This window comes from Paenibacillus sp. W2I17, from assembly GCF_030815985.1.
Taxonomy (GTDB): domain Bacteria; phylum Bacillota; class Bacilli; order Paenibacillales; family Paenibacillaceae; genus Paenibacillus.
Window position 1 is genome coordinate 123,984 of the sequence record NZ_JAUSXM010000001.1, and the last position, 18,500, is coordinate 142,483.

The window sequence follows — 18,500 nt, forward strand, 5'->3', positions numbered from 1 at the left end:
CTATACATGTCATTCTTCAGTGGTAAAGTCAAAATGAATCTGTTATTTCAAGCATTAATTAATGGCTTCAAGGGAATTGCATCCTCGCCTTGGTCGATCTATTTTGAAACATCGGGTATCCTCGTCATTAAATCAGTGGGCTCAACAGGAAAAGATAAGTTATTTATTAAGTTTGAGAAAGGAAATACCAAGGAATTAAACGGCAACTACATCACGGTAACTTCAGCAGAAGATATATTACTTGCTGACGGGAGTATTCCGGAAGGAAAAATGTTTACTACACGGAATTTCTACTGCCATACATCTGTTGTTGATTCCAACCTCTTAACAGACTACCAGGTATCAGTTACAGCAGATCGTGTAATTATGTGGTTGGCGGGGGATGTGAACTCGGTAACAGGGATATCCAATTTGGGGTATTTCGGTCTTATGTATCGCTATTCCCAAGAAAATCACTCGGGTGCTCAAGGGATCGGAGTAAGCTACCAGGGATTCAATGGTATTCGTACAGTTAAGGATCTGGATAACATTCAGACCAATAATGTGTACAAATCTTATTCAGCAATGGTTCCGACCAACCCGGGTTGGGGCGCACTCTATCATCTCTCACCGTGTATTATGGCTAATAATGCAGAAGGCCCACGAGGCGAACTACATGATATTTACTTTGCACCAGCAGCAGGTGTAAGCCACGGGGATGAAATTACAGTAGCAAATAAGACTTACAAAGTATATTCATTGACAACAGGAGGTTCAAGCCTCCTACCGGGAAACACCGTAGCCGTATTGATGCAGTAGAGGAGGAAGAGTATGGCTGTAGCAGGGACAGAAAGTACAATCTATACACCTCATCGGGCAGGCAGGCAACATGATTCAGGAGTACTTTACACATACACTCAGGGTCAATATCGTTCCATGGCAACGCAAAGATTGTCCCTGTATACGAGCAAAACCTTAGGTATGGCAGGTCAGATTAAGGGAGTAGGAGTACAGTATACCTTTCAGGTTGGAGAACTTCAGCATCCTGTCCCAAACAACCCATCCGAACATCACATTTATTCCATCTGGGGGTACGACCAAGCAGACCTTCCGCAATTCTACAACGGACGTCTTATGCTTACCGACACGCATGGAATAATCGTAAGCCTTAGCAAAGAATTAAGTATTTATGGTACTACGGGTTATCTACCAACACACAACACACCAGGAACCAGATTTGCAGGTAGACTAGGAAGAGCAGGTGATCGAGGCTCTTTAACTAGGTTAACGAATGGTCGCTGGGTACATATCACCAATTTCGTTTTTCCATCCGAGGATTCATTTAGGGGAGTTATTCGTTCCTATGTAGTAGGTAGAAGAAGACTAGCCTCATCAGAGCGCACACCACTTCATTATATTGTAAGTCATCTACATCATAGCGAAATGGAAAATCTCAAGGGGCATCTTTCTGGTCAAGGAGGCAATATAGATCCAACTGTACCAACCACGATATTGCCACGAAGGTACCCTGCTACCTATATTCCAGTTCGGAGGAGGCCAGGGCAATGAACAAAACATGGCGAATTATGCAGGAGCTGAAAGATGTGTATAAACAGGTAGAATTGTCTCATGTAGTTAAAGCACTAAACGGTGGGGGGGAAACATTAATCGTTTCGCTCCCCATGGAAAGCCCGCGTTTTCTGATTAAGACGGTACGTGTTATCCCAACCGTAGAAACGAATGTGGAGCTTCATATACTTGATAGTGCAGACAAAATGAAAGCCCAAATTTTATACTTTAATACAGCAGAATTCAGTACAGGAAACTTCATAGACGGGATATACGACAATGTGGATTTACCTTATGACGATAAGGATGGTACATCCCATTTCCATTTTGAAATCATTAACCCAGGTTCCGTGGCTTCAGGTTTTACCATTGAAGTAACGGGTTTGACGGTCAGATAGGAGACAACGATCATGGATATCATTACTTATGGTAAAGTGGTCAAGCTTTCAAACGAGATCAAGGAAGCCAGGGAAGATAGCGGGACTCTAGATGCTCGATTGGACAAGATTGCATTAGGTACGATTACAACAGTAAATGCAAAAAAAGACCTTTCCCCACAAGGGACTCCGGAAGCTATTTATGCCGTACTCACGGATGAAAGTAATCAAAATTTGCCAACATTATATATGTATGGCGAAGAATATACACGTCTTACGGGATCTAATGTTAGCTATAAATCCAATGGCATCCTCACAGTTAACGGGTTGGAGGTCATGGTATACGAGCATCCAGATTTCCATAGTGCCGATATGATCAGCGATGGAGAAACACATGTGAGCATGACTTGGGGTGAACGAAAACGCCTGAATATCATTGATCCGTGGGAATCGATCAGCGATTTGGTAGATTATACGGATGTGGTTACATATTTTGCTTTTGACAATCAGGGAAGAGTTATTCGACAAGTCGTTACAGACAACTACACCGAGCAGCTGGTTAGAGAACCTGTACTTACCATGCCGGCTTCTCCAGAAGGTTATGCACAGGATGATTCCTTCTTGGTCATTTCGATTGGTGAGATATATCGATATGACGGCCTGGACTTCGTGCAGCTTCCTACTTTGGTTGATGTCGTTTATCAGTATGATGATGAGGGAAGATTGGTGACCAAGTCCATCACCAGGTTGGGAACAACACCTGTTCAAAACAACTTCAAATATATATATGACTCATACGGCAATCGTATAGCGGTTAAGAAATACTAATACGGAAGGATAGCATATGCTGTCCTTTTTTCCTTTTACAACGAAATAATTTATGAAATCCACATCTGCATATGAAGATTAGCATTAACACTTAGCTGATCAAGACGTATAGAGAAAGTAGTATGAGAACGTAATTATTCCGGGAGGTAGTGTACGATGAATATTGAACTTACTGCTCATTTCTATTTCAAGGGAAGTGGGAAGAAAAAAACGGTGAACTGGATAGAAGATAATCCTAGATTACAACAGAAAGAGAAAGATTCGGATAAGGTCGTACGCGAAATCCCGTTAACTGCGGATGAGGTTAAGCAAGAATATCGCCGACTATTCACCAAACACAAGAACGAGGGGAAATCGATTACGTTGGAAGATACAGACGATGTGGTTCATATCATTGATCTTACCGATGTGAGAAATATTGAATTGACCTCTAAGGAGGGGAATACAGATGCTGTACAGGCTGACCTTTGCACTGAATGATGAGGAAATTGTCACTACCGAGATGACCTCGGATAAGGAGGATCTGGTTGGAGCCACGGAAGAAGCGTTCGATTTGATAGAAAGAGACTATGGTGCCAATGTCGTTTTGAACCTGGTTGCGTTTAGCCTGCTCAAAATAGAGCTCACCAATGAAATGATAAATTAAGCGTAAAAGCTAACTAATGTTAGCTTTTCAGCACTAACTGCTAATTTATTTGAATAATTATAAAATATAGTTAATAAAGTGATATACCCCAAGCCTAGTTCTGGGGTCTATTCCTTTTTCATGTAAAGTTGATAGTGACTTGATTTAATGCATCCATTGAAACTTGTCTTGTACAAGCAGTTTTGATTAAACTAGGTTGAATTCATATGTTCAGGGGCAGTAGAAGGGGTCAGGATGATTGGCAAGGAGGGATGGGACATTGAGATAAAAGACTTGGAAAGAGAGCTCGCAAAGTTGGCATCCAGAATAAGAAAAGATTTTACTGAACGCGGGCCGGTAGATACCAGAGTCTCTATCATGAATCATTTTATCATCTTAAAGTTTACAGCAAAATTCACCAAGCCTGAAGCGTTCATGCTGGAACATATGCAATCACACTCAAGTCAAATTTTCGCCGAATACAAGATGAAGCTAGCACATATGATGAGAGAAGATTTCAACCCCGTTTTCTCCTATATCAACATGGGTCTGAAGATCGAAGACATCGAAACAACATTTTTTGGTCATGATTTTGCAGAGCAGATTACAGTCTTCAAGATGAACAAGGATGTTGAAGTGCTACTGAAAAGTGATGAGATTAACATGCCTTAAGACCTATGAAATAACGTTTGAATACTGGACAGGTTCTTAGGAACTAATTTTTGTTGTTGACAATATCCTACATATTTCCTTATACTACCCTTATGGCGATCGAATAGATTAATAATCTTGACGAAGCCTGTAACCTTGTTAAAGAACTTGAAGGCCATATCTTCGGTAATTGGGACGAAATAGATGTCAGACCAAGACCGACACATTCCACCATTTTGGTATTTTCCAGTGGTGCGCTCTGTGTTGGTCTTTTTGTTTGTAAAAAATGCTGCTTTACCTTTCACCCTATACTTCGTATATAGTCAGTAAAAGGCATATAAGCGAACGAAATAAATAAAAGTTGCGAACATTAGTTCGTATTTGTTATTCTGAATGTAATAGGATGGGAATGGGGAGGCGGATCAAAGGGGGATTTCTTGATCGTTTGTATGTAATTAGGCTTATGAGCTTCAATTGTGTGTAACAAGACTACATATGTTATATGAGATTTCGGGAGCAATAGCGGGAATGTAGAGTAAGATCATGCTGGATAGCGTCTAGATTGTGAAGAAAGAATACGAACTACTAATAATTAAATAGTTAATGGGGGAAATGTATAATGTCTGCTACAACTGCTATGGGTTTTGATGATTTATTTGAGATTGGGGATATAGACATGTTCCTGAATAAAGCTCAGGAGAAGTGTCGTCACAAGCTTAGAGGTAAAACGTTTGCCGGGATGGAGAAAGAAGATGTGACCCAGGAGATTATGATCAAATTAGTTAACTCCTTGGACAAATATGACGCTGAAAAAGCGAAAATGTCGACGTTTGTTGATCACCTTATCGAAAATAAAATCAAGGACATGTACCGCAAGTGCATGTCTGAGAAAAATCTCAGTGTGGTTAACGCTGTACAGATTATGTGCACGGATCAGGGTGGTGGCGATGAATCGGAAAGCTCAGACATCGCATTAGCGCTTGGTCATGCTGGGTTTGCTTATGAGAATTTTGAGTTTGTAACAGATATTATGGAAAATATGAGGCTGAACGAACGTGAGAAACAAATCTTTAAGCTTCGGACTTCGGGGTATGAATTTGTAGAGATTGCAGGAATGTTAGGTGTATCCAAGGCACGTATATCCCAGTTATGGAAAGCGATTCGTGAGAAATACGAAGCATTGTAGTCATAAGTGGCAATTAATAGCCTAAGTTTGATGAAGATAGATTCAGTAACCTACATAGAATAGAGAGAGCACCCTTAACTGGGTGCTTTTTTATGTCGTATAGAGAGATTAGTACAGAAAGAAAGGCGGAACAAGAATGCTTAGTGTGGTGGTTTTAGGATTTTCTGTGAAGCGTCTAGAGGGGTATTCGGATATCGCTTGGGCAAGTCATGATTCTTCGACAGCTTCTGATTTAAGCAACAGGGAGTATGCCTTGATCATTGAGAAAGTAGTGGTACAGGCTGATGCTGTCTTGGTTAATCTTGAAATGGATCATTTGACCTCTACTGATATTGTGATCATACATCATGCTTATATACATAAAAAACCGATCTTGGGTGTAGGTTTCAGGCCATTGGAGCCTGTCATCGAAGATTTTGTCTCCAAACGAGTGGCTGATCTGGACGTGGCTGTACACCATATGCGGACGAACTATATGGTCCTAAGCAGCGAAACCAATACTTCATCTGTGGCTCCAATTTAACTGCCGCTCCGATAACACGTATAGAGAATGTAAGGGCAAGAATATTCGCTAGACTTTAACTAATGGAGGAATAATTCAATGACACATATGATCAAAGCAAAAGAAGATAAATTAACGGAAGAAATCGTAGTCAGTATGATTGGGAAGTATATCCACGCGCCGACCAATATGCATGAAGTCCAGACGCCAACTGGCGCAACAACAAAAGCCAACGTATGGTTTGCTGGTCGTGTAGCTGGTTACGAAAAAGCCGTTATTGGATTCAACTACGAAGAGGGTACCTTTCATGAAGAACCACAAACATTTTATAACGTTCATTTAACGGATGGTATGGGGTACATTCTGACAAGTGCTTACGAATTGGAGATTCATGAACTGACCGAAGAGGAGTTTAATCAACTCATTGAAGAGAAAAAGGAAGAGGAACAAGACTCATCTGGTGAAGAGCAATGAAGGTGTTAAACTACGCCTCGGATTTAGCTGTAAAAACGTTTGTTTCCGCTAGCGCTGCAGGTGTGGAAAAATTAATCAACACATGGATGTTATCCAAACCACACACGTTCGTTACCGGACTGGAGTTTACCTCCACTGTTGAACCATCCAGTAACACGTTGGAATTTGCAGCAATCATTGTATATCAGCCAAGTGAACAAGACCAATCCTAACGTATGTATGAGATTATTCCTTCTATAATATAGAGGCTTTCAGTAAGGAGGTGGGCGAATCTGTTGCTCACTTTAGAAAGAGTAATAGGTATTGTTATTGCTGTTGTGATATTAGCTTCGCAATACGGGAGTCTATCAGCATTAGGAAATTACAAACCGATCGGCGAAGAAGCGCTTGACTCCAAGAGATTAAAGGAAGTAACACAAGAAGAGCAGATAAAGCAAGTAAAGCCAACGAAGCAAGAAAAGCAAGAGAAACAACAGAAACAAGTTAAATCTGTTGCTCCTGCGTACATACAAATGACGGATATGCTTGAGCAGTATATAGAACTCCACCATGAGAAAACAGTGAGCCGGGCAAAGCTGCTGAAGTATGTGAGGTGGGTAGTTAAATATTCGAAGGATACGGATATCGATTCCGTCTGGATTCTGGCTATGATGTGGCAAGAGAGCCGGATGTTAGAGGAAAGTGTATCATCCCATGGAGCGATTGGTTTACTTCAGATTCTTCCTAGCACAGCGAAATCGTTTGGAGTGAGCAAACAGGAGCTACATCAGCCTGAAACGAATATCAGGACAAGCATTATATACTTGGAATATCTTATGGATAAGTACGACGGAAATCTTCGTACGGCAACCATTGCGTACAATCAGGGGGAGGGCAATGTAGATAAGGGAAAGGCTCGCCCCTGGTACTACAATCAAGTGAAGGAGCATCATAACAAGATGCTTGGAATAATCAAAAAAGGTCAATAAACATCAGTTAACAATAGAGTCTTAATACTATAAGATCGTTTATCAATTTTACATAGGGAGATCCAAATGGGAAAATTTCCAGAACATATTAGCACGAATTTGCAGGTAGATAAGAAGCATTACACAATGGATGACGTAGATAATATTGAACGTTGTAAGCTCGATGAGCATTTCCTCGGGGATTGTATTCTGGTCAATGAGAATCTGATTTGGCATTCCGTTCATAAGTATATTGGAAAGCCCGAAATGATTATTAAGAATCATTGTGTAGAGAAGGATGATATTCTCCAACTGGGCCGTCTGGGATTCATCAAAGCGATTAGGGCGTTTGATACGGGGCGTGGCGTGAAATTTAGTTCGTTTGCTGTCACTGCGATTGTCAGAGAAATCAGATGTTTTCTAAGAGATAGTGCAAGCATTATTCGTCCAACTCGTACAGCTACGGAATTAATCAACCGGATCAATCGACTTGAGCATGATATGGGCTATCTGCCACCAGCACATGAAATCGCATTGCTACTGGATGAGGAGGAAGATAAGATCAACAAAGCACTTCAGGTGGGTAAAGGTGTGAAGTACTTGGATGAGCCTGTAGGGGCTGATGATCAACAAACTCAATCCGTGACATTGATGGATACCATCTATAGCGGGGAGAATATTGAAGAAGGTATTCTGGACAAGTTATACGTTGATGCGGTTATTGATTCGGTCAAGCGTAAGCTTAGTGAAAAAGAAGTGACTGTACTGAAGCATCGTGTAGAAGGATTTAATCAAACTCAGACAGCAGATATGGAAGACATTAGCCAGATGAGGGTCTCTAGAATTATGCGAAAAGTAGCTAAAATGCTGGATAAAAGGGATCAGGCATGATCGTCATCTCAGCCCTTCATATCTTATATAAACGTCTCATACATAACGTCCCTCCCGCATCCAAGCGTGAGGGATTTTTGCTGTTTTTGCCCTATGGGACATACTCCAAGTTGTCCGGACATAAGATAGTACAAGATTCCAAGTGACCCGGAGGAATGAATCGATGCGAAAAATAACGAAAGTCATTGCATGCATGCTTATCCCTGTCTTCTTGCTGTCTTCATTTGGGGTTACTCAAGCCCAGGCAACAATTCAAGGTCCGTCTACACATGCGCAAAGCGCTTCTCTCATTGATGTGACATCAGGCCGGATCTTATACAGCAAAGATGGGGATAAGGAACTGCGAATTGCCAGTTTGACCAAAATCATGACGGCAATCGTTGCGATTGAACACAGCAAGCTGGATGAAAAAGTTAAAGTGACGCCCACTGCTTTTGCCAAAGAAGGATCATCTCTCTATCTCAAGTTAGGTGAAGAGATGACGCTGGAGAACATGTTGTACGGGCTAATGCTCCGTTCAGGCAATGACGCGGCCTCTGCAATAGCGGAACATGTAGGTGGATCGGAAGAAGGCTTTGTCCTGTTAATGAACAAAAAGGCGGAGCAAATCGGTCTGACGCATTCCCATTTTATGAACCCTCATGGACTGGATGCAGAAGGTCACTATTCTACAGCCAATGACTTGGCCCGATTAACGGCATATGCCTTGCACAATCCGGTGTTCAAACGCATCGTAGCCACAGAGGACAAATCCGCACCGAACCCCAATGAAAGCTGGGAATACTCCTGGCACAATAAAAATAAAATGCTGCGGATGTATGAAGGTGCGGATGGAGTGAAAACCGGCTACACAAAAAAAGCTTTCAGATGTTTGGTCAGCTCCGCTACACGTAACGGACAGCAGCTCGCAGCGGTAACGCTGAACGACGGAAACGATTGGAACGATCATGCTCGGATGCTAGATTTCGGGTTTGAGTACTTCCCGTTGGTAGAGGTCGCCAAGCAAGAACAGCCTGTGCAAAATACAGATGTCGTTACGGGCCGGGGATTTTGGTACCCACTGGCTAAGAGTGAACAAGGCTCATTGACCAAGAAACTGATACTACACGAAAATCGAGGACAGTCGGAAACGGAAGGTAAGGAACAATCGACAGATCCTTCGTTCGGATTGGCAGGTCGCATTGATATGCAGCTTGACGGCAAACTTGTTGGCTCAATTCCGGTGTATCGCAAAGGCAGTTATATTCCTCCTGAACCGAAGACAGAAGATGCAACGCTGGGTGGAATCGGTGATGTCTCTTCCTGGGCAGCTGCATGGCGTGCCGTGTTAAGCCACCTGTTGTCTCCTTAGCTAAATCGTCATTGAAGGGAGGATATAATCCATGATTAATCTAATTTGGCTGCTCATGATTTTAATCGGATTTGCTTTTGCAGCCGTCAACGGCAATATCGAAGTGGTCACGCAAGCTGCTTTTGATGGGGCGGCAACGGGAGTCACGGTCTGTTTTGGACTGATTAGTGTGCTTGTGTTCTGGATGGGCATGATGAAAATGGCTGAAGATGCGGGTCTACTGGCTCGTATTGCCAAGCTGCTCGGTCCGGTTGTGGGTTTTTTGTTCCCCGATGTGCCCAAAAATCATCCGGCGATGGGTTATATTCTCTCCAATATGAGTGCCAATTTGCTGGGACTAGGAAATGCGGCTACACCGATGGGAATCAAAGCCATGCAACAGCTGCAGGAGCTTAATCCGGACAAACAAACCGCTTCTCCTGCGATGTGCACCTTACTGGCTCTGAATACGGCTAGTATTACCATTATTCCGACGACGCTGATCGCCATCCGCTTAAACTATCATTCTGCCAATGCAACAGAGATTGTGGGAACAACATTGATGGCTACCATTATCGCTACACTTGCTGCTATAATCGCCGATCGCTGGTATCGGAACAGGGCATTACACAAACCGCCGCGCATACAGAAAAGTGGCAATCCCGGCATGAAAGGATGAGCAGCTTTGTTAACCTTCATCAACTGGATCTCCGTCTGGGCCATCCCGGTTATTATCGCGTTTGTTCCATTATATGCGTTTACCAAAAAGGTTCCGGTTTACGAATCCTTTGTTGATGGGGCCAAGGATGGATTCTCTACTGCAATTAGTATTATTCCGCATCTCGTGGGCATGATGGTCGCAATCAGCGTATTTCGTGCCTCGGGTGCACTGGATTTTGTGATTAGCCTGTTCGCTCCACTTGTGTCATGGATGGGTGTTCCAGGGGAAGTGTTGCCACTCGGAATACTGCGTCCTTTAACGGGGACAGGCTCTCTGGCGTTTACAACCGATCTGATCAAAACCCATGGCCCTGACTCCATGATTGGACGTATGGCATCTACGATTCAGGGAAGTACAGACACCACGTTATATGTGCTGACTGTTTATTTTGGAGCTGTAGGCATAAGGAACGGTCGGTATGCACTCAAAGTAGGGTTGTTTTCCGATGTTGTTGGTTTTATTGCTGCCCTCGCCATTTGTTTGCTCGTTTTTGGTTAAAAGATATCTCCTTTCCTTCCGATATATTAGATATGCTAGAATAATAGCGGAGGAGAGTGAGACATGCAGAAGAGTTGGAAACGAATGCTCCGTGTCGGAATGACAGGCGTGCTTGCTATTGCAATGCTCGCGGGTTCAACGGGGCTGGTGGCGGCTCAATCCGTTCAGACAATACATTTTACAGGTTACTTCGACAAACAGCTGCGTGCACAAATGGCAGTTACGGCAGATTCTTTTCCAGTCGTGAATGTACGTTTGGTCAAGCAGGATGAACCCGATATGGTATATTATGATGTTGGTACCTCGATACTGATCTCGAAGGATGAAGTGCTCACGAATTACCATGTCGTTCAGAGTTTTGCTGAACTGTCTGATGGTGATGAAGGTACACTGACTGTTGCGAGCCCGGGTTCCCTTAGTAAGCCTATAAAGGCGAAGATTATTAAGACAGATCCGGTCACAGACATGGCACTGCTGAAGCTGGACAAGGAAATAGACGCCCAACCGGTCGCATTTGCAAATGCAAGGGATAACCAGGTTGTCTATACGATTGGATTCCCCAAAAATCCTGCTGGTGATCTTGTCATCCTGGATGAAGATTTTCCTTTAACCTACAATACGATAGCCAAAAGCAGAGTGTTCAGTTCCCAAGCTTCGGACGTTCCAGGTAAAAAGGGAATCGGCAGTATTGTGAAATCCATGGCACAAGGTAATTCAGGTGGCCCTGTTCTGGATCAGAACAACCGGGTAATTGGTATGATGACATTTGTGTACGGTGGACGTACCTATTATATTACTTCCAAGACATTGCAGACTTTCATTAAAGAGAGTACCAAACCTGCCAAAAAACAGGTTGCAGTTGCCGGCAAAGTTTCCAATTAAATGATTTGAGAAAAAGGCTTATCTTTACGCCATCTGTGTTCAACAGGTCGTGTAAAGGTAGGCTTTTTTTGCGTCAATCTCAAAGGAAAGGTAGCCTAAAATGCATATTCGTGTCGCCAGTTTACAAAATCCTTGGATTATCCTTGTGATTTCCTTGCGTGATGGGTATCATTAGTGTGAGGTGACATGACAAACATGGAAAGATTACAAAAAATTATCGCACAGGCAGGCATTGCATCCCGCCGCAAGAGCGAGGAACTAATCCTGTCCGGCAAAGTAGAAGTTAACGGGGAGGTCGTAACCGAACTGGGTACAAAAGCGAACCCCGAAGAGGATATGATTACGGTTAATGGAAAACCGATCCGCAGTGAGAAAAAAGTGTACTTGATGTTGAACAAGCCAAAAGGCGTAATCACAAGTGCATCTGACCCGGAAGGTCGGAAAATTGTATCCGACTACCTGAAAGGTGTCAAGGAACGCGTATATCCTGTGGGTCGTCTGGATTATGACACAGAGGGCTTATTGATCCTCACCAATGATGGTGAGTTTGCACATTTGCTGACGCATCCGAAGCATCACGTACCCAAAACGTATCATGCAACGGTTAAAGGTGTGCCGCATGGTACAGCTCTGGAGAAATTAAAGACAGGCATTATGCTGGATGACGGCATGACTGCTCCTGCAGAGGTAGAGTACAAAGATGTGGATACAGCGGCCAATGAGTCGGTCATTTCTATTACAATCTATGAAGGACGTAACCGTCAGGTTAGACGTATGTTCGAGGCAATCAACCATCCGGTAACCCGTCTGAAACGGATTTCGTTTGGTGGTATTTTGCTGCAAAACCTGAAACGTGGTCTGACACGTAATCTGACCAAAGAGGAAGTCAACAACCTGATTACCCTCGCACAATCAGAACCAGCCAAAAAAATGAAAAAAAGGTAATGTGAGGACACATAATTTTCATAAAACCGCCGCAGTTTTGTGACGAAATTCGCTATAATTGTTCATAGGATGTTCACAGTTGTCTTAGACCAATAAGATGCGAATGCTACAGTCACTTAAAAGGGGAGCAGCACATGGGGAAATCAAGAAGAACGGTGCAAATCGTCATTTTGTTATTGATCCTGGTGTTGGGCGGATATGCGATTACTACATCGGTATCCGGCTCGAATGGCAAGCCAAAGGAAGGGGACAAGTCTCCTTCTTTTGAACTGCTGGGCCTGGATGGTCAAGTTCATACGTCTGATGAGTACAAAGGAAAAGCGATGGTGATCAATTTCTGGGGCACATGGTGTGAACCTTGTGTTAAAGAAATGCCTGCACTTCAGGCGCAAGCTGACAAATGGAAGGACCAGGGAGTACAATTTGTCGGGATTAATGTTGGAGAAGACCAGATGACCGTGGATAATTTTGTTCGGCAGGTTGGGGTTACGTTTCCAATCATGTTAGACCGTGAGAAAAACTCGGTTCGTGATTTCGGGATCTCTCCGATGCCAACGACATTTTTTGTATCCGACACGGGCAAAATCTCTACCATTCATATCGGGCAACTTGATTTGGACACACTTGACGCTCAAATTTCGCAACTGGCGAAGCAGCCCTGATAGGAGGTCTATTCGTGTTCCAAAATACCAAATGTGAGTGCGGACACCAGAATCCGGTAGGCACTGTACTATGTGAAGCATGTGGGAAACCGCTGCTGGAGTCTGAAGCTAAATCAGATGAAGTGCTGGAAATGCGTTATGATGGCATGGCGCGCCGTTCACAGCGCAGTAATCCCAACATCATTGACCGCATATGGAACTTTTTTTCTTCCGTTAAAATTGCCGTCTATATGATTGTTTTTACGCTTGTAGGTTCTATGCTTGGTACAATCTATCCGCAAGAAAGTACATTCTTGAATATTGATCCTTCCGTGTATTACAAAGAAACATACGGTCAGTTGGGTCATATCTATTATCTGTTGGGTTTATCCCATACATACGAATCCTGGTGGTTTATTCTACTGCTGGTGCTGATTGGGGCATCATTGGTGATATGCAGCCTGGATCGCGTCCTACCGCTCTACAAAGCACTGAATAAACAGAGAATACGTAAGCATACGCAATTTTTGACAAGACAGCGTCTGGTGTACCAAGGTACCATCGAAGAGGCACCAGAAGACTGGATTAAGAAAGCGGTTACGCCGTTGAAAAAGAAAGGATACCGCGTGCACACCCAGGGGGATGCATTACTCGCCGAGAAACAGCGATTCAGTCGATGGGGCCCATATGTCATCCATATTGGACTCATTATATTTTTGCTGGCGGTACTCGCACGAGGGCTTCCTGGTCTGAATCTGGACGAGCATGTCGCTTTTCCTGAAGGTGAGATCAAAAAGATCCCGAATACGTCGATGTATCTGCAAAATGAACAGTTTAATGTTGAATTCTACAGTGAGGAAGAAGTACCTGAGCAATTCCGTAACCTCAATAAAACCGTTCCGAAACTGTTCGAAACAAAAGTTGTATTGTATGAATGTACAGCAGATTGTTCGGATCTCTCGAAGAAACCTCAGTTAGCTGAGGTGGCCAGACATGATGTACGCGTGAATCATCCATTGAATTATAACGGTCTGAAAGCATATCAGTTTGATTATGATCTAACACCCACCATTCGGTCCGTAACGCCTGATCTGGTCAATACAAAGACGGGTGAAGTATATGGGCCAATTAAGATCGATATGGTAGATACCCAAAGAACATTTGAAGCTGGTCCTTATAAGCTCACGGTAAAAGAAAAGTTTATGGACTTTGGATTGGATGAGAATGGTCAGCCCAAATCAAAATCGCCTTCACCTAATGCACCTGCTTTTCTCTTTCTCATTAAGGGACCGGATCTGCCCGAAGAGGGGATACAATATCTGTACTTTGCAAAGCAGATTGATAAACAACGGTTTCAACAGGATGCGATTAACCAACAGCTGATTGGAGCTGAGATTCCTTTGCAGCTGGAAGTAGACAGCATGGACAAGGTCGATATTATTCAGTCCGTAAGTTATCTCAATATAAGAGTGGATAAGGCAATGCCTTTTGTGTGGGTAGGAGCCGGTATTGTTATGTTGGGTCTGGTCATGGGTTTTTATTGGCATCATCGCCGTATCTGGATTCGTTTTGATGATAAACAGCTCACCTTGGGTGGACATACCAACAAAAACTGGTTTGGCTTCAGGCGTGAAGTTGCGGCCGTCTTGAAACAGATGAATCTGGAAGTGGAAGAGAAGTCGTTGGATAACGGGGGGAATCAGGCATGAGATTATTGGATTTCAGCAGCGACGCATTTATCGTATCTTTCTTTCTCTATTGTGCTGCATTCTTGTTATATGCTGTCGCGGTCATGGGCAAAAAATGGAGTAATCGTGATCCTCTGGACCATATGAATCGCTGGGGTAAAAGAGCTTTTATCGCTTCGACTGTCGCTTTGGCGGCACATATCGTATTTTTTGTAACCCGATGGGCTGGGGCAGGTCATATCCCGGTTAGTAACATGTATGAGTTCATGTCTTTTCTGTCCATGATGATCATGGTTGCATTTATTGTTGTATATGCCATATACCGCAAGTCATTACTGGGTTTGTTTGCCTTACCACTTACCATTATTATTATGGCGTACGCCGCTGTATTTCCTCAGGAGGTACAACCATTAATCCCGGCGCTTCAGTCCATCTGGCTGAAAATTCACGTGACGTTGGCCGCGCTTGGTGAAGCATTCTTCGCCGTGGGTTTTGCCGCAGGGTTCATGTATTTGCTCCGTACGGTTGATTTCAGTGGTAAAGACAAGTCTTCAAGACGTCAGCGAGGATGGGTTGAATTCACCCTGGTTACGATCGTTGTAGTCATCGGATTCATCGGAACGGTATTTGCCTTTCGTACAGCTGGTTACGAGGCGGTTTTTGTACAGAAAACGGTCAGCATTGACACAGAGGTACAGGAAAATAGTACAATAGAGAAAGTGATTTATCGCATGCCTCCGATTTTTGCACCATATAATAGCGAAGTGGAGAGCATGACACCGTTTCTTGGTATGAAAAAACCTTTACTTGAGACGCCTTCCTGGATGAACGGGGTAAATGCCGGGCGTAAGCTGAATACGGTGGTTTGGTCACTTATTGTAGGTCTGATCCTGTATGGAATTGTACGACTTCTTGTGCGCAGACCACTTGGACAAGCGTTACAGCCAATGATGGATGGAATCGATGCCGATGATCTGGATGAGATAAGTTATCGCGCGATTGCCATTGGTTTTCCGATATTTACGCTGGGAGCATTAATCTTTGCCATGATCTGGGCTCAGATTGCCTGGAGTCGCTTTTGGGGTTGGGACCCCAAAGAGGTGTGGGCATTGATTACATGGCTATATTATAGTGTGTATCTGCATTTGCGTTTATCCAGAGGTTGGCAAGGTCAGAAGTCTGCATGGCTTGCAGTTCTTGGCTTCCTGGTCGTCATGTTTACGCTAGTTGGGGTGAATCTGGTAATTGCTGGATTACATTCTTACGCTGGAGCGGACTAGGACAGACTCGTATTGCAAAGGTTGAGTTTAGAAGCGGGAAACACAAACGTACCTTTTTATTGAAGGGTATTCAAATATTGTTCGCCAGATCGAACATAATAGAAGTGATGAGGAGTTACTGCAAAGGGGCTGGAGAGGCATGGCTGAACATGAGAATCGAATACTGGTCGTGGATGACGAAGAGAGAATCCGCAGGCTTTTGAAAATGTATCTTGAAAAAGAAGGTTATGAAATCGATGAAGCTGAGGATGGGGAAACTGCGCTGCGTAAAGCAACAGCAGGGGACTACGGGCTGATTTTGCTTGATGTGATGTTGCCGGGTATGGATGGAGTTGAAGTGTGTACCCGTCTTCGTCAGGTGAAATCAACGCCGGTTTTGATGCTCACTGCAAAAGGTGAAGAGATTAACCGGGTTCAAGGCTTCGAGGTTGGCGCTGATGATTATGTTGTAAAACCATTCAGCCCACGTGAAGTGATTTATCGCGTCAAAGCGATTTTACGTCGATCTTCCGCGACAGCTTATCTCTCCAAGGAGAGCAATTCGAGTAACAACATCGTGTTCCCGCATCTGGTTATTGAGCATGATGCCCACCGGGTAACCGCTGGTGGCGAAGAGATTAGTCTTACACCAAAAGAATATGAATTGCTGCACTACCTGGCAACATCTCCCGACAAAGTTTTCTCCAGAGAAGAATTGCTCAAAGATGTATGGAATTACGAATTCTTTGGCGATCTTCGTACCGTGGATACGCATGTGAAGCGTCTTCGCGAGAAACTTAACAAGGTATCGCCTGAATCGGCGGCCATGATTACGACGGTGTGGGGTGTGGGTTATAAACTGGAAGTACCGAAGTAGTTTTAGTTTTTGGAGATCACTGGTCGGGAAGTTATGGATCACTATTATCTGCCTTGTGGGTTGTGTACTTATAGCGCTGGGTCTTTTTTTGCTGCCCTACATTGATACGAACTTTGCAGAATCCGAATCCAGAGATATTAAGCGGTTGTTCACCTATATCTGTATTATCGGATTCAGTTTAACCACGTTTTTTGCATTGTTTCTATTCACCAAAATAACGCAACCCATGCAGCAATTGATTCAGGCAGCCAATGCGATTCGCAAAGGGAACTACGGAACACGACTCTCCCTGGTAACGAGTGATGAGATTGGTGAACTTGCCAACACATTTAATCATATGGCTGCCCAACTGGAAGATAATATTCGAAACCTTAACCATGAGAAGGAACATTTGGCGAGTGTGCTTCGCAGCATGACCGATGCGGTGGTTACATTTGATGGTGAAGGCAAAGTTATTCTGACGAATCCGCCAGGAGAGAAGATCATGCAGGCATGGTATGATCTCGATTGGGCAAAAATGGACGAAGGACAAGAATCCGAGCAGTCTGACAAGACTTCGCGTGATGTACCTGAGCCCCTTCTTCCTTTGTTCAGAATGGTGATGGAGCAAGGTGGGGACCAGAACTCCAATGTTCACGTACAGCAAGGTGTCTGGTCTGTTCAGATGGCGCCGTTGTATGCTGACAGTGTTGTCAGAGGGGCTGTGGCTGTCTTAAGAGATGTAACAGAAGAAGTGCGTCTGGAGAAAATGCGGCGTGATTTCGTGGCTAATGTATCTCATGAGATACGAACTCCGCTATCCATGATGCAAGGCTACAGTGAAGCCCTTTTGGACGGTATGGCAACCTCACCGGAAGAGAGCGAAGAACTGATCCAGGTCATTCATGATGAGTCTCTACGGATGGGCAGACTGGTTAAAGACTTGCTTGATCTTGCGCGGATGGAAGCTGGACACACGGATATGGTGATGAAGGAAGTTGACCTCGGAGAACTACTTGAACGTGTATATCGGAAGTTCTCGGTGCGTTCAAAAGAACAGGGAATTCAACTGCAATTTAAGTTCGAACAACCAGCCATTGAACTTCAACAAGCAGATGAGGATCGACTTGAGCAAGTATTTACGAATTTGCTGGATAATGCGTTCAGACATACACCTACTGGCAAAAATGTAATGATCTCAGCAGAGCGGGTCACTTATCTTCGTGCTCCATTTGTCAGAGTTTCTGTGAAGGATCAGGGTGTAGGTATCCCTTCATCCGACTTGCCATTTATTTTCGAACGATTCTACAAAGCAGACAAGGCTCGTGTTCGGGGAGAAAGTGTAGGTACAGGGCTTGGTTTAGCGATTGTGAAAAATATTGTTGATGCGCATCAAGGCATGATTACCGTCAATAGTGTGCTTGGCGAAGGAACAGAGTTTATTTTGCAATTTCCTTTGGATTCATCGAAATAGCCTGAATTTCATACAAAAAGTGCGGAAACACCCTCTTAAGGAGGGTGTTTTTTTGTTGAAGACTACCGTTTAATCTTGTTCAACGTGGAACATGAATGGTCTTTTTTTGACTAAAAAGAGTGTCCAAGATAATTTTCCTTCCTATGTTACATAAGCTTGAAAAGCAAGCAAGATAGA

General features: G+C 43.7%; 23 protein-coding genes. All 23 read left to right on the top strand.

The window, feature by feature from the left end; all coding sequences use genetic code 11:
• The first annotated feature begins 6 nt into the window (after positions 1–6).
• The 23 genes from QF041_RS00600 to QF041_RS00710 all read left to right on the top strand — a co-directional run bounded on the left by QF041_RS00600 (position 7) and on the right by QF041_RS00710 (position 18,323).
• Positions 7–798 carry a hypothetical protein gene (locus QF041_RS00600; RefSeq protein WP_307410691.1) on the top strand — a complete coding sequence of 264 codons (792 nt, stop codon included), beginning with the start codon at positions 7–9 and terminating at the stop codon, positions 796–798.
• 12 nt (positions 799–810) lie between these two features.
• Positions 811–1,548, top strand: coding sequence for a hypothetical protein (locus QF041_RS00605; protein ID WP_307410695.1), 738 nt, complete (start codon positions 811–813; stop codon positions 1,546–1,548).
• Positions 1,545–1,946 (top strand): hypothetical protein, encoded by a 402-nt coding sequence (locus QF041_RS00610; protein ID WP_307410698.1) that lies wholly within the window; start codon positions 1,545–1,547, stop codon positions 1,944–1,946. The genes QF041_RS00605 and QF041_RS00610 overlap by 4 nt, the downstream gene beginning before the upstream one ends.
• 12 nt (positions 1,947–1,958) lie before the next feature.
• On the top strand, positions 1,959–2,753 hold the full coding sequence (locus QF041_RS00615) for a hypothetical protein (protein WP_307410701.1): 795 nt from the start codon (positions 1,959–1,961) through the stop codon (positions 2,751–2,753).
• Between the two features lie 156 nt (positions 2,754–2,909).
• The gene (locus tag QF041_RS00620; RefSeq protein ID WP_307410704.1) at positions 2,910–3,233 is read left to right on the top strand and encodes a hypothetical protein; all 324 of its coding nucleotides are present in this window, start codon (positions 2,910–2,912) and stop codon (positions 3,231–3,233) included.
• Positions 3,202–3,399, top strand: coding sequence for a hypothetical protein (locus QF041_RS00625; protein ID WP_076251186.1), 198 nt, complete (start codon positions 3,202–3,204; stop codon positions 3,397–3,399). The genes QF041_RS00620 and QF041_RS00625 overlap by 32 nt, the downstream gene beginning before the upstream one ends.
• A 234-nt stretch (positions 3,400–3,633) precedes the next feature.
• Positions 3,634–4,050: a Na-translocating system protein MpsC family protein gene (locus QF041_RS00630; RefSeq protein ID WP_307410707.1), complete on the top strand. Its 417-nt coding sequence runs from the start codon at positions 3,634–3,636 to the stop codon at positions 4,048–4,050.
• 598 nt (positions 4,051–4,648) lie between these two features.
• Positions 4,649–5,215, top strand: coding sequence for a sigma-70 family RNA polymerase sigma factor (locus QF041_RS00635; RefSeq protein WP_051447053.1), 567 nt, complete (start codon positions 4,649–4,651; stop codon positions 5,213–5,215).
• Between the two features lie 136 nt (positions 5,216–5,351).
• Complete coding sequence (locus tag QF041_RS00640; protein ID WP_307410710.1) at positions 5,352–5,738, top strand: hypothetical protein; 387 nt, start codon at positions 5,352–5,354, stop codon at positions 5,736–5,738.
• Positions 5,739–5,816: 78 nt separating this feature from the next.
• A complete protein-coding gene (locus QF041_RS00645) occupies positions 5,817–6,191 on the top strand; it encodes a hypothetical protein (protein WP_307410711.1) in 375 nt (124 codons plus the stop codon).
• On the top strand, positions 6,188–6,403 hold the full coding sequence (locus QF041_RS00650; protein ID WP_307410714.1) for a hypothetical protein: 216 nt from the start codon (positions 6,188–6,190) through the stop codon (positions 6,401–6,403). Before QF041_RS00645 ends, QF041_RS00650 begins: the two co-directional genes overlap by 4 nt.
• A 63-nt stretch (positions 6,404–6,466) precedes the next feature.
• On the top strand, positions 6,467–7,159 hold the full coding sequence (locus QF041_RS00655) for a lytic transglycosylase domain-containing protein (protein WP_307410717.1): 693 nt from the start codon (positions 6,467–6,469) through the stop codon (positions 7,157–7,159).
• A gap of 66 nt (positions 7,160–7,225) precedes the next feature.
• Positions 7,226–8,029: a sigma-70 family RNA polymerase sigma factor gene (locus QF041_RS00660; protein ID WP_307410721.1), complete on the top strand. Its 804-nt coding sequence runs from the start codon at positions 7,226–7,228 to the stop codon at positions 8,027–8,029.
• Between the two features lie 163 nt (positions 8,030–8,192).
• Positions 8,193–9,380, top strand: a complete 1,188-nt coding sequence (locus tag QF041_RS00665) for a D-alanyl-D-alanine carboxypeptidase family protein (RefSeq protein ID WP_307410724.1) — start codon at positions 8,193–8,195, stop codon at positions 9,378–9,380.
• Positions 9,381–9,411: 31 nt separating this feature from the next.
• A complete protein-coding gene (locus tag QF041_RS00670; protein ID WP_036672256.1) occupies positions 9,412–10,038 on the top strand; it encodes a nucleoside recognition domain-containing protein in 627 nt (208 codons plus the stop codon).
• A 6-nt stretch (positions 10,039–10,044) separates the two neighbouring features.
• Positions 10,045–10,578: a spore maturation protein gene (locus QF041_RS00675; RefSeq protein ID WP_017687658.1), complete on the top strand. Its 534-nt coding sequence runs from the start codon at positions 10,045–10,047 to the stop codon at positions 10,576–10,578.
• Between the two features lie 63 nt (positions 10,579–10,641).
• Positions 10,642–11,460, top strand: a complete 819-nt coding sequence (locus tag QF041_RS00680) for a S1 family peptidase (RefSeq protein ID WP_307410729.1) — start codon at positions 10,642–10,644, stop codon at positions 11,458–11,460.
• Between the two features lie 195 nt (positions 11,461–11,655).
• The gene (locus QF041_RS00685; protein WP_062835222.1) at positions 11,656–12,405 is read left to right on the top strand and encodes a pseudouridine synthase; all 750 of its coding nucleotides are present in this window, start codon (positions 11,656–11,658) and stop codon (positions 12,403–12,405) included.
• 134 nt (positions 12,406–12,539) lie between these two features.
• Complete coding sequence (locus tag QF041_RS00690; RefSeq protein ID WP_017687661.1) at positions 12,540–13,067, top strand: redoxin family protein; 528 nt, start codon at positions 12,540–12,542, stop codon at positions 13,065–13,067.
• A gap of 14 nt (positions 13,068–13,081) precedes the next feature.
• Positions 13,082–14,755: a cytochrome c biogenesis protein ResB gene (resB, locus tag QF041_RS00695; protein ID WP_074095663.1), complete on the top strand. Its 1,674-nt coding sequence runs from the start codon at positions 13,082–13,084 to the stop codon at positions 14,753–14,755.
• Positions 14,752–16,014, top strand: coding sequence for a cytochrome c biogenesis protein CcsA (gene ccsA, locus QF041_RS00700; RefSeq protein ID WP_307410742.1), 1,263 nt, complete (start codon positions 14,752–14,754; stop codon positions 16,012–16,014). The genes resB and ccsA overlap by 4 nt, the downstream gene beginning before the upstream one ends.
• 139 nt (positions 16,015–16,153) lie before the next feature.
• Positions 16,154–16,870 (top strand): response regulator transcription factor, encoded by a 717-nt coding sequence (locus QF041_RS00705; RefSeq protein ID WP_017687664.1) that lies wholly within the window; start codon positions 16,154–16,156, stop codon positions 16,868–16,870.
• Positions 16,871–16,925: 55 nt separating this feature from the next.
• Entirely contained in the window at positions 16,926–18,323 is a 1,398-nt protein-coding gene (locus tag QF041_RS00710) for an ATP-binding protein (protein WP_307416861.1), read from the top strand.
• The last annotated feature ends 177 nt before the right edge of the window (positions 18,324–18,500 follow it).

Coding starts and splice junctions, on each gene's coding strand:
- QF041_RS00600 (WP_307410691.1), top strand. CDS start 7: ATGTCATTCTTCAGTGGTAAAGTCAAAATGAATCTGTTATTTCAAGCA.
- QF041_RS00605 (WP_307410695.1), top strand. CDS start 811: ATGGCTGTAGCAGGGACAGAAAGTACAATCTATACACCTCATCGGGCA.
- QF041_RS00610 (WP_307410698.1), top strand. CDS start 1,545: ATGAACAAAACATGGCGAATTATGCAGGAGCTGAAAGATGTGTATAAA.
- QF041_RS00615 (WP_307410701.1), top strand. CDS start 1,959: ATGGATATCATTACTTATGGTAAAGTGGTCAAGCTTTCAAACGAGATC.
- QF041_RS00620 (WP_307410704.1), top strand. CDS start 2,910: ATGAATATTGAACTTACTGCTCATTTCTATTTCAAGGGAAGTGGGAAG.
- QF041_RS00625 (WP_076251186.1), top strand. CDS start 3,202: ATGCTGTACAGGCTGACCTTTGCACTGAATGATGAGGAAATTGTCACT.
- QF041_RS00630 (WP_307410707.1), top strand. CDS start 3,634: ATGATTGGCAAGGAGGGATGGGACATTGAGATAAAAGACTTGGAAAGA.
- QF041_RS00635 (WP_051447053.1), top strand. CDS start 4,649: ATGTCTGCTACAACTGCTATGGGTTTTGATGATTTATTTGAGATTGGG.
- QF041_RS00640 (WP_307410710.1), top strand. CDS start 5,352: ATGCTTAGTGTGGTGGTTTTAGGATTTTCTGTGAAGCGTCTAGAGGGG.
- QF041_RS00645 (WP_307410711.1), top strand. CDS start 5,817: ATGACACATATGATCAAAGCAAAAGAAGATAAATTAACGGAAGAAATC.
- QF041_RS00650 (WP_307410714.1), top strand. CDS start 6,188: ATGAAGGTGTTAAACTACGCCTCGGATTTAGCTGTAAAAACGTTTGTT.
- QF041_RS00660 (WP_307410721.1), top strand. CDS start 7,226: ATGGGAAAATTTCCAGAACATATTAGCACGAATTTGCAGGTAGATAAG.
- QF041_RS00665 (WP_307410724.1), top strand. CDS start 8,193: ATGCGAAAAATAACGAAAGTCATTGCATGCATGCTTATCCCTGTCTTC.
- QF041_RS00670 (WP_036672256.1), top strand. CDS start 9,412: ATGATTAATCTAATTTGGCTGCTCATGATTTTAATCGGATTTGCTTTT.
- QF041_RS00680 (WP_307410729.1), top strand. CDS start 10,642: ATGCAGAAGAGTTGGAAACGAATGCTCCGTGTCGGAATGACAGGCGTG.
- QF041_RS00685 (WP_062835222.1), top strand. CDS start 11,656: ATGGAAAGATTACAAAAAATTATCGCACAGGCAGGCATTGCATCCCGC.
- QF041_RS00690 (WP_017687661.1), top strand. CDS start 12,540: ATGGGGAAATCAAGAAGAACGGTGCAAATCGTCATTTTGTTATTGATC.
- ccsA (WP_307410742.1), top strand. CDS start 14,752: ATGAGATTATTGGATTTCAGCAGCGACGCATTTATCGTATCTTTCTTT.
- QF041_RS00705 (WP_017687664.1), top strand. CDS start 16,154: ATGGCTGAACATGAGAATCGAATACTGGTCGTGGATGACGAAGAGAGA.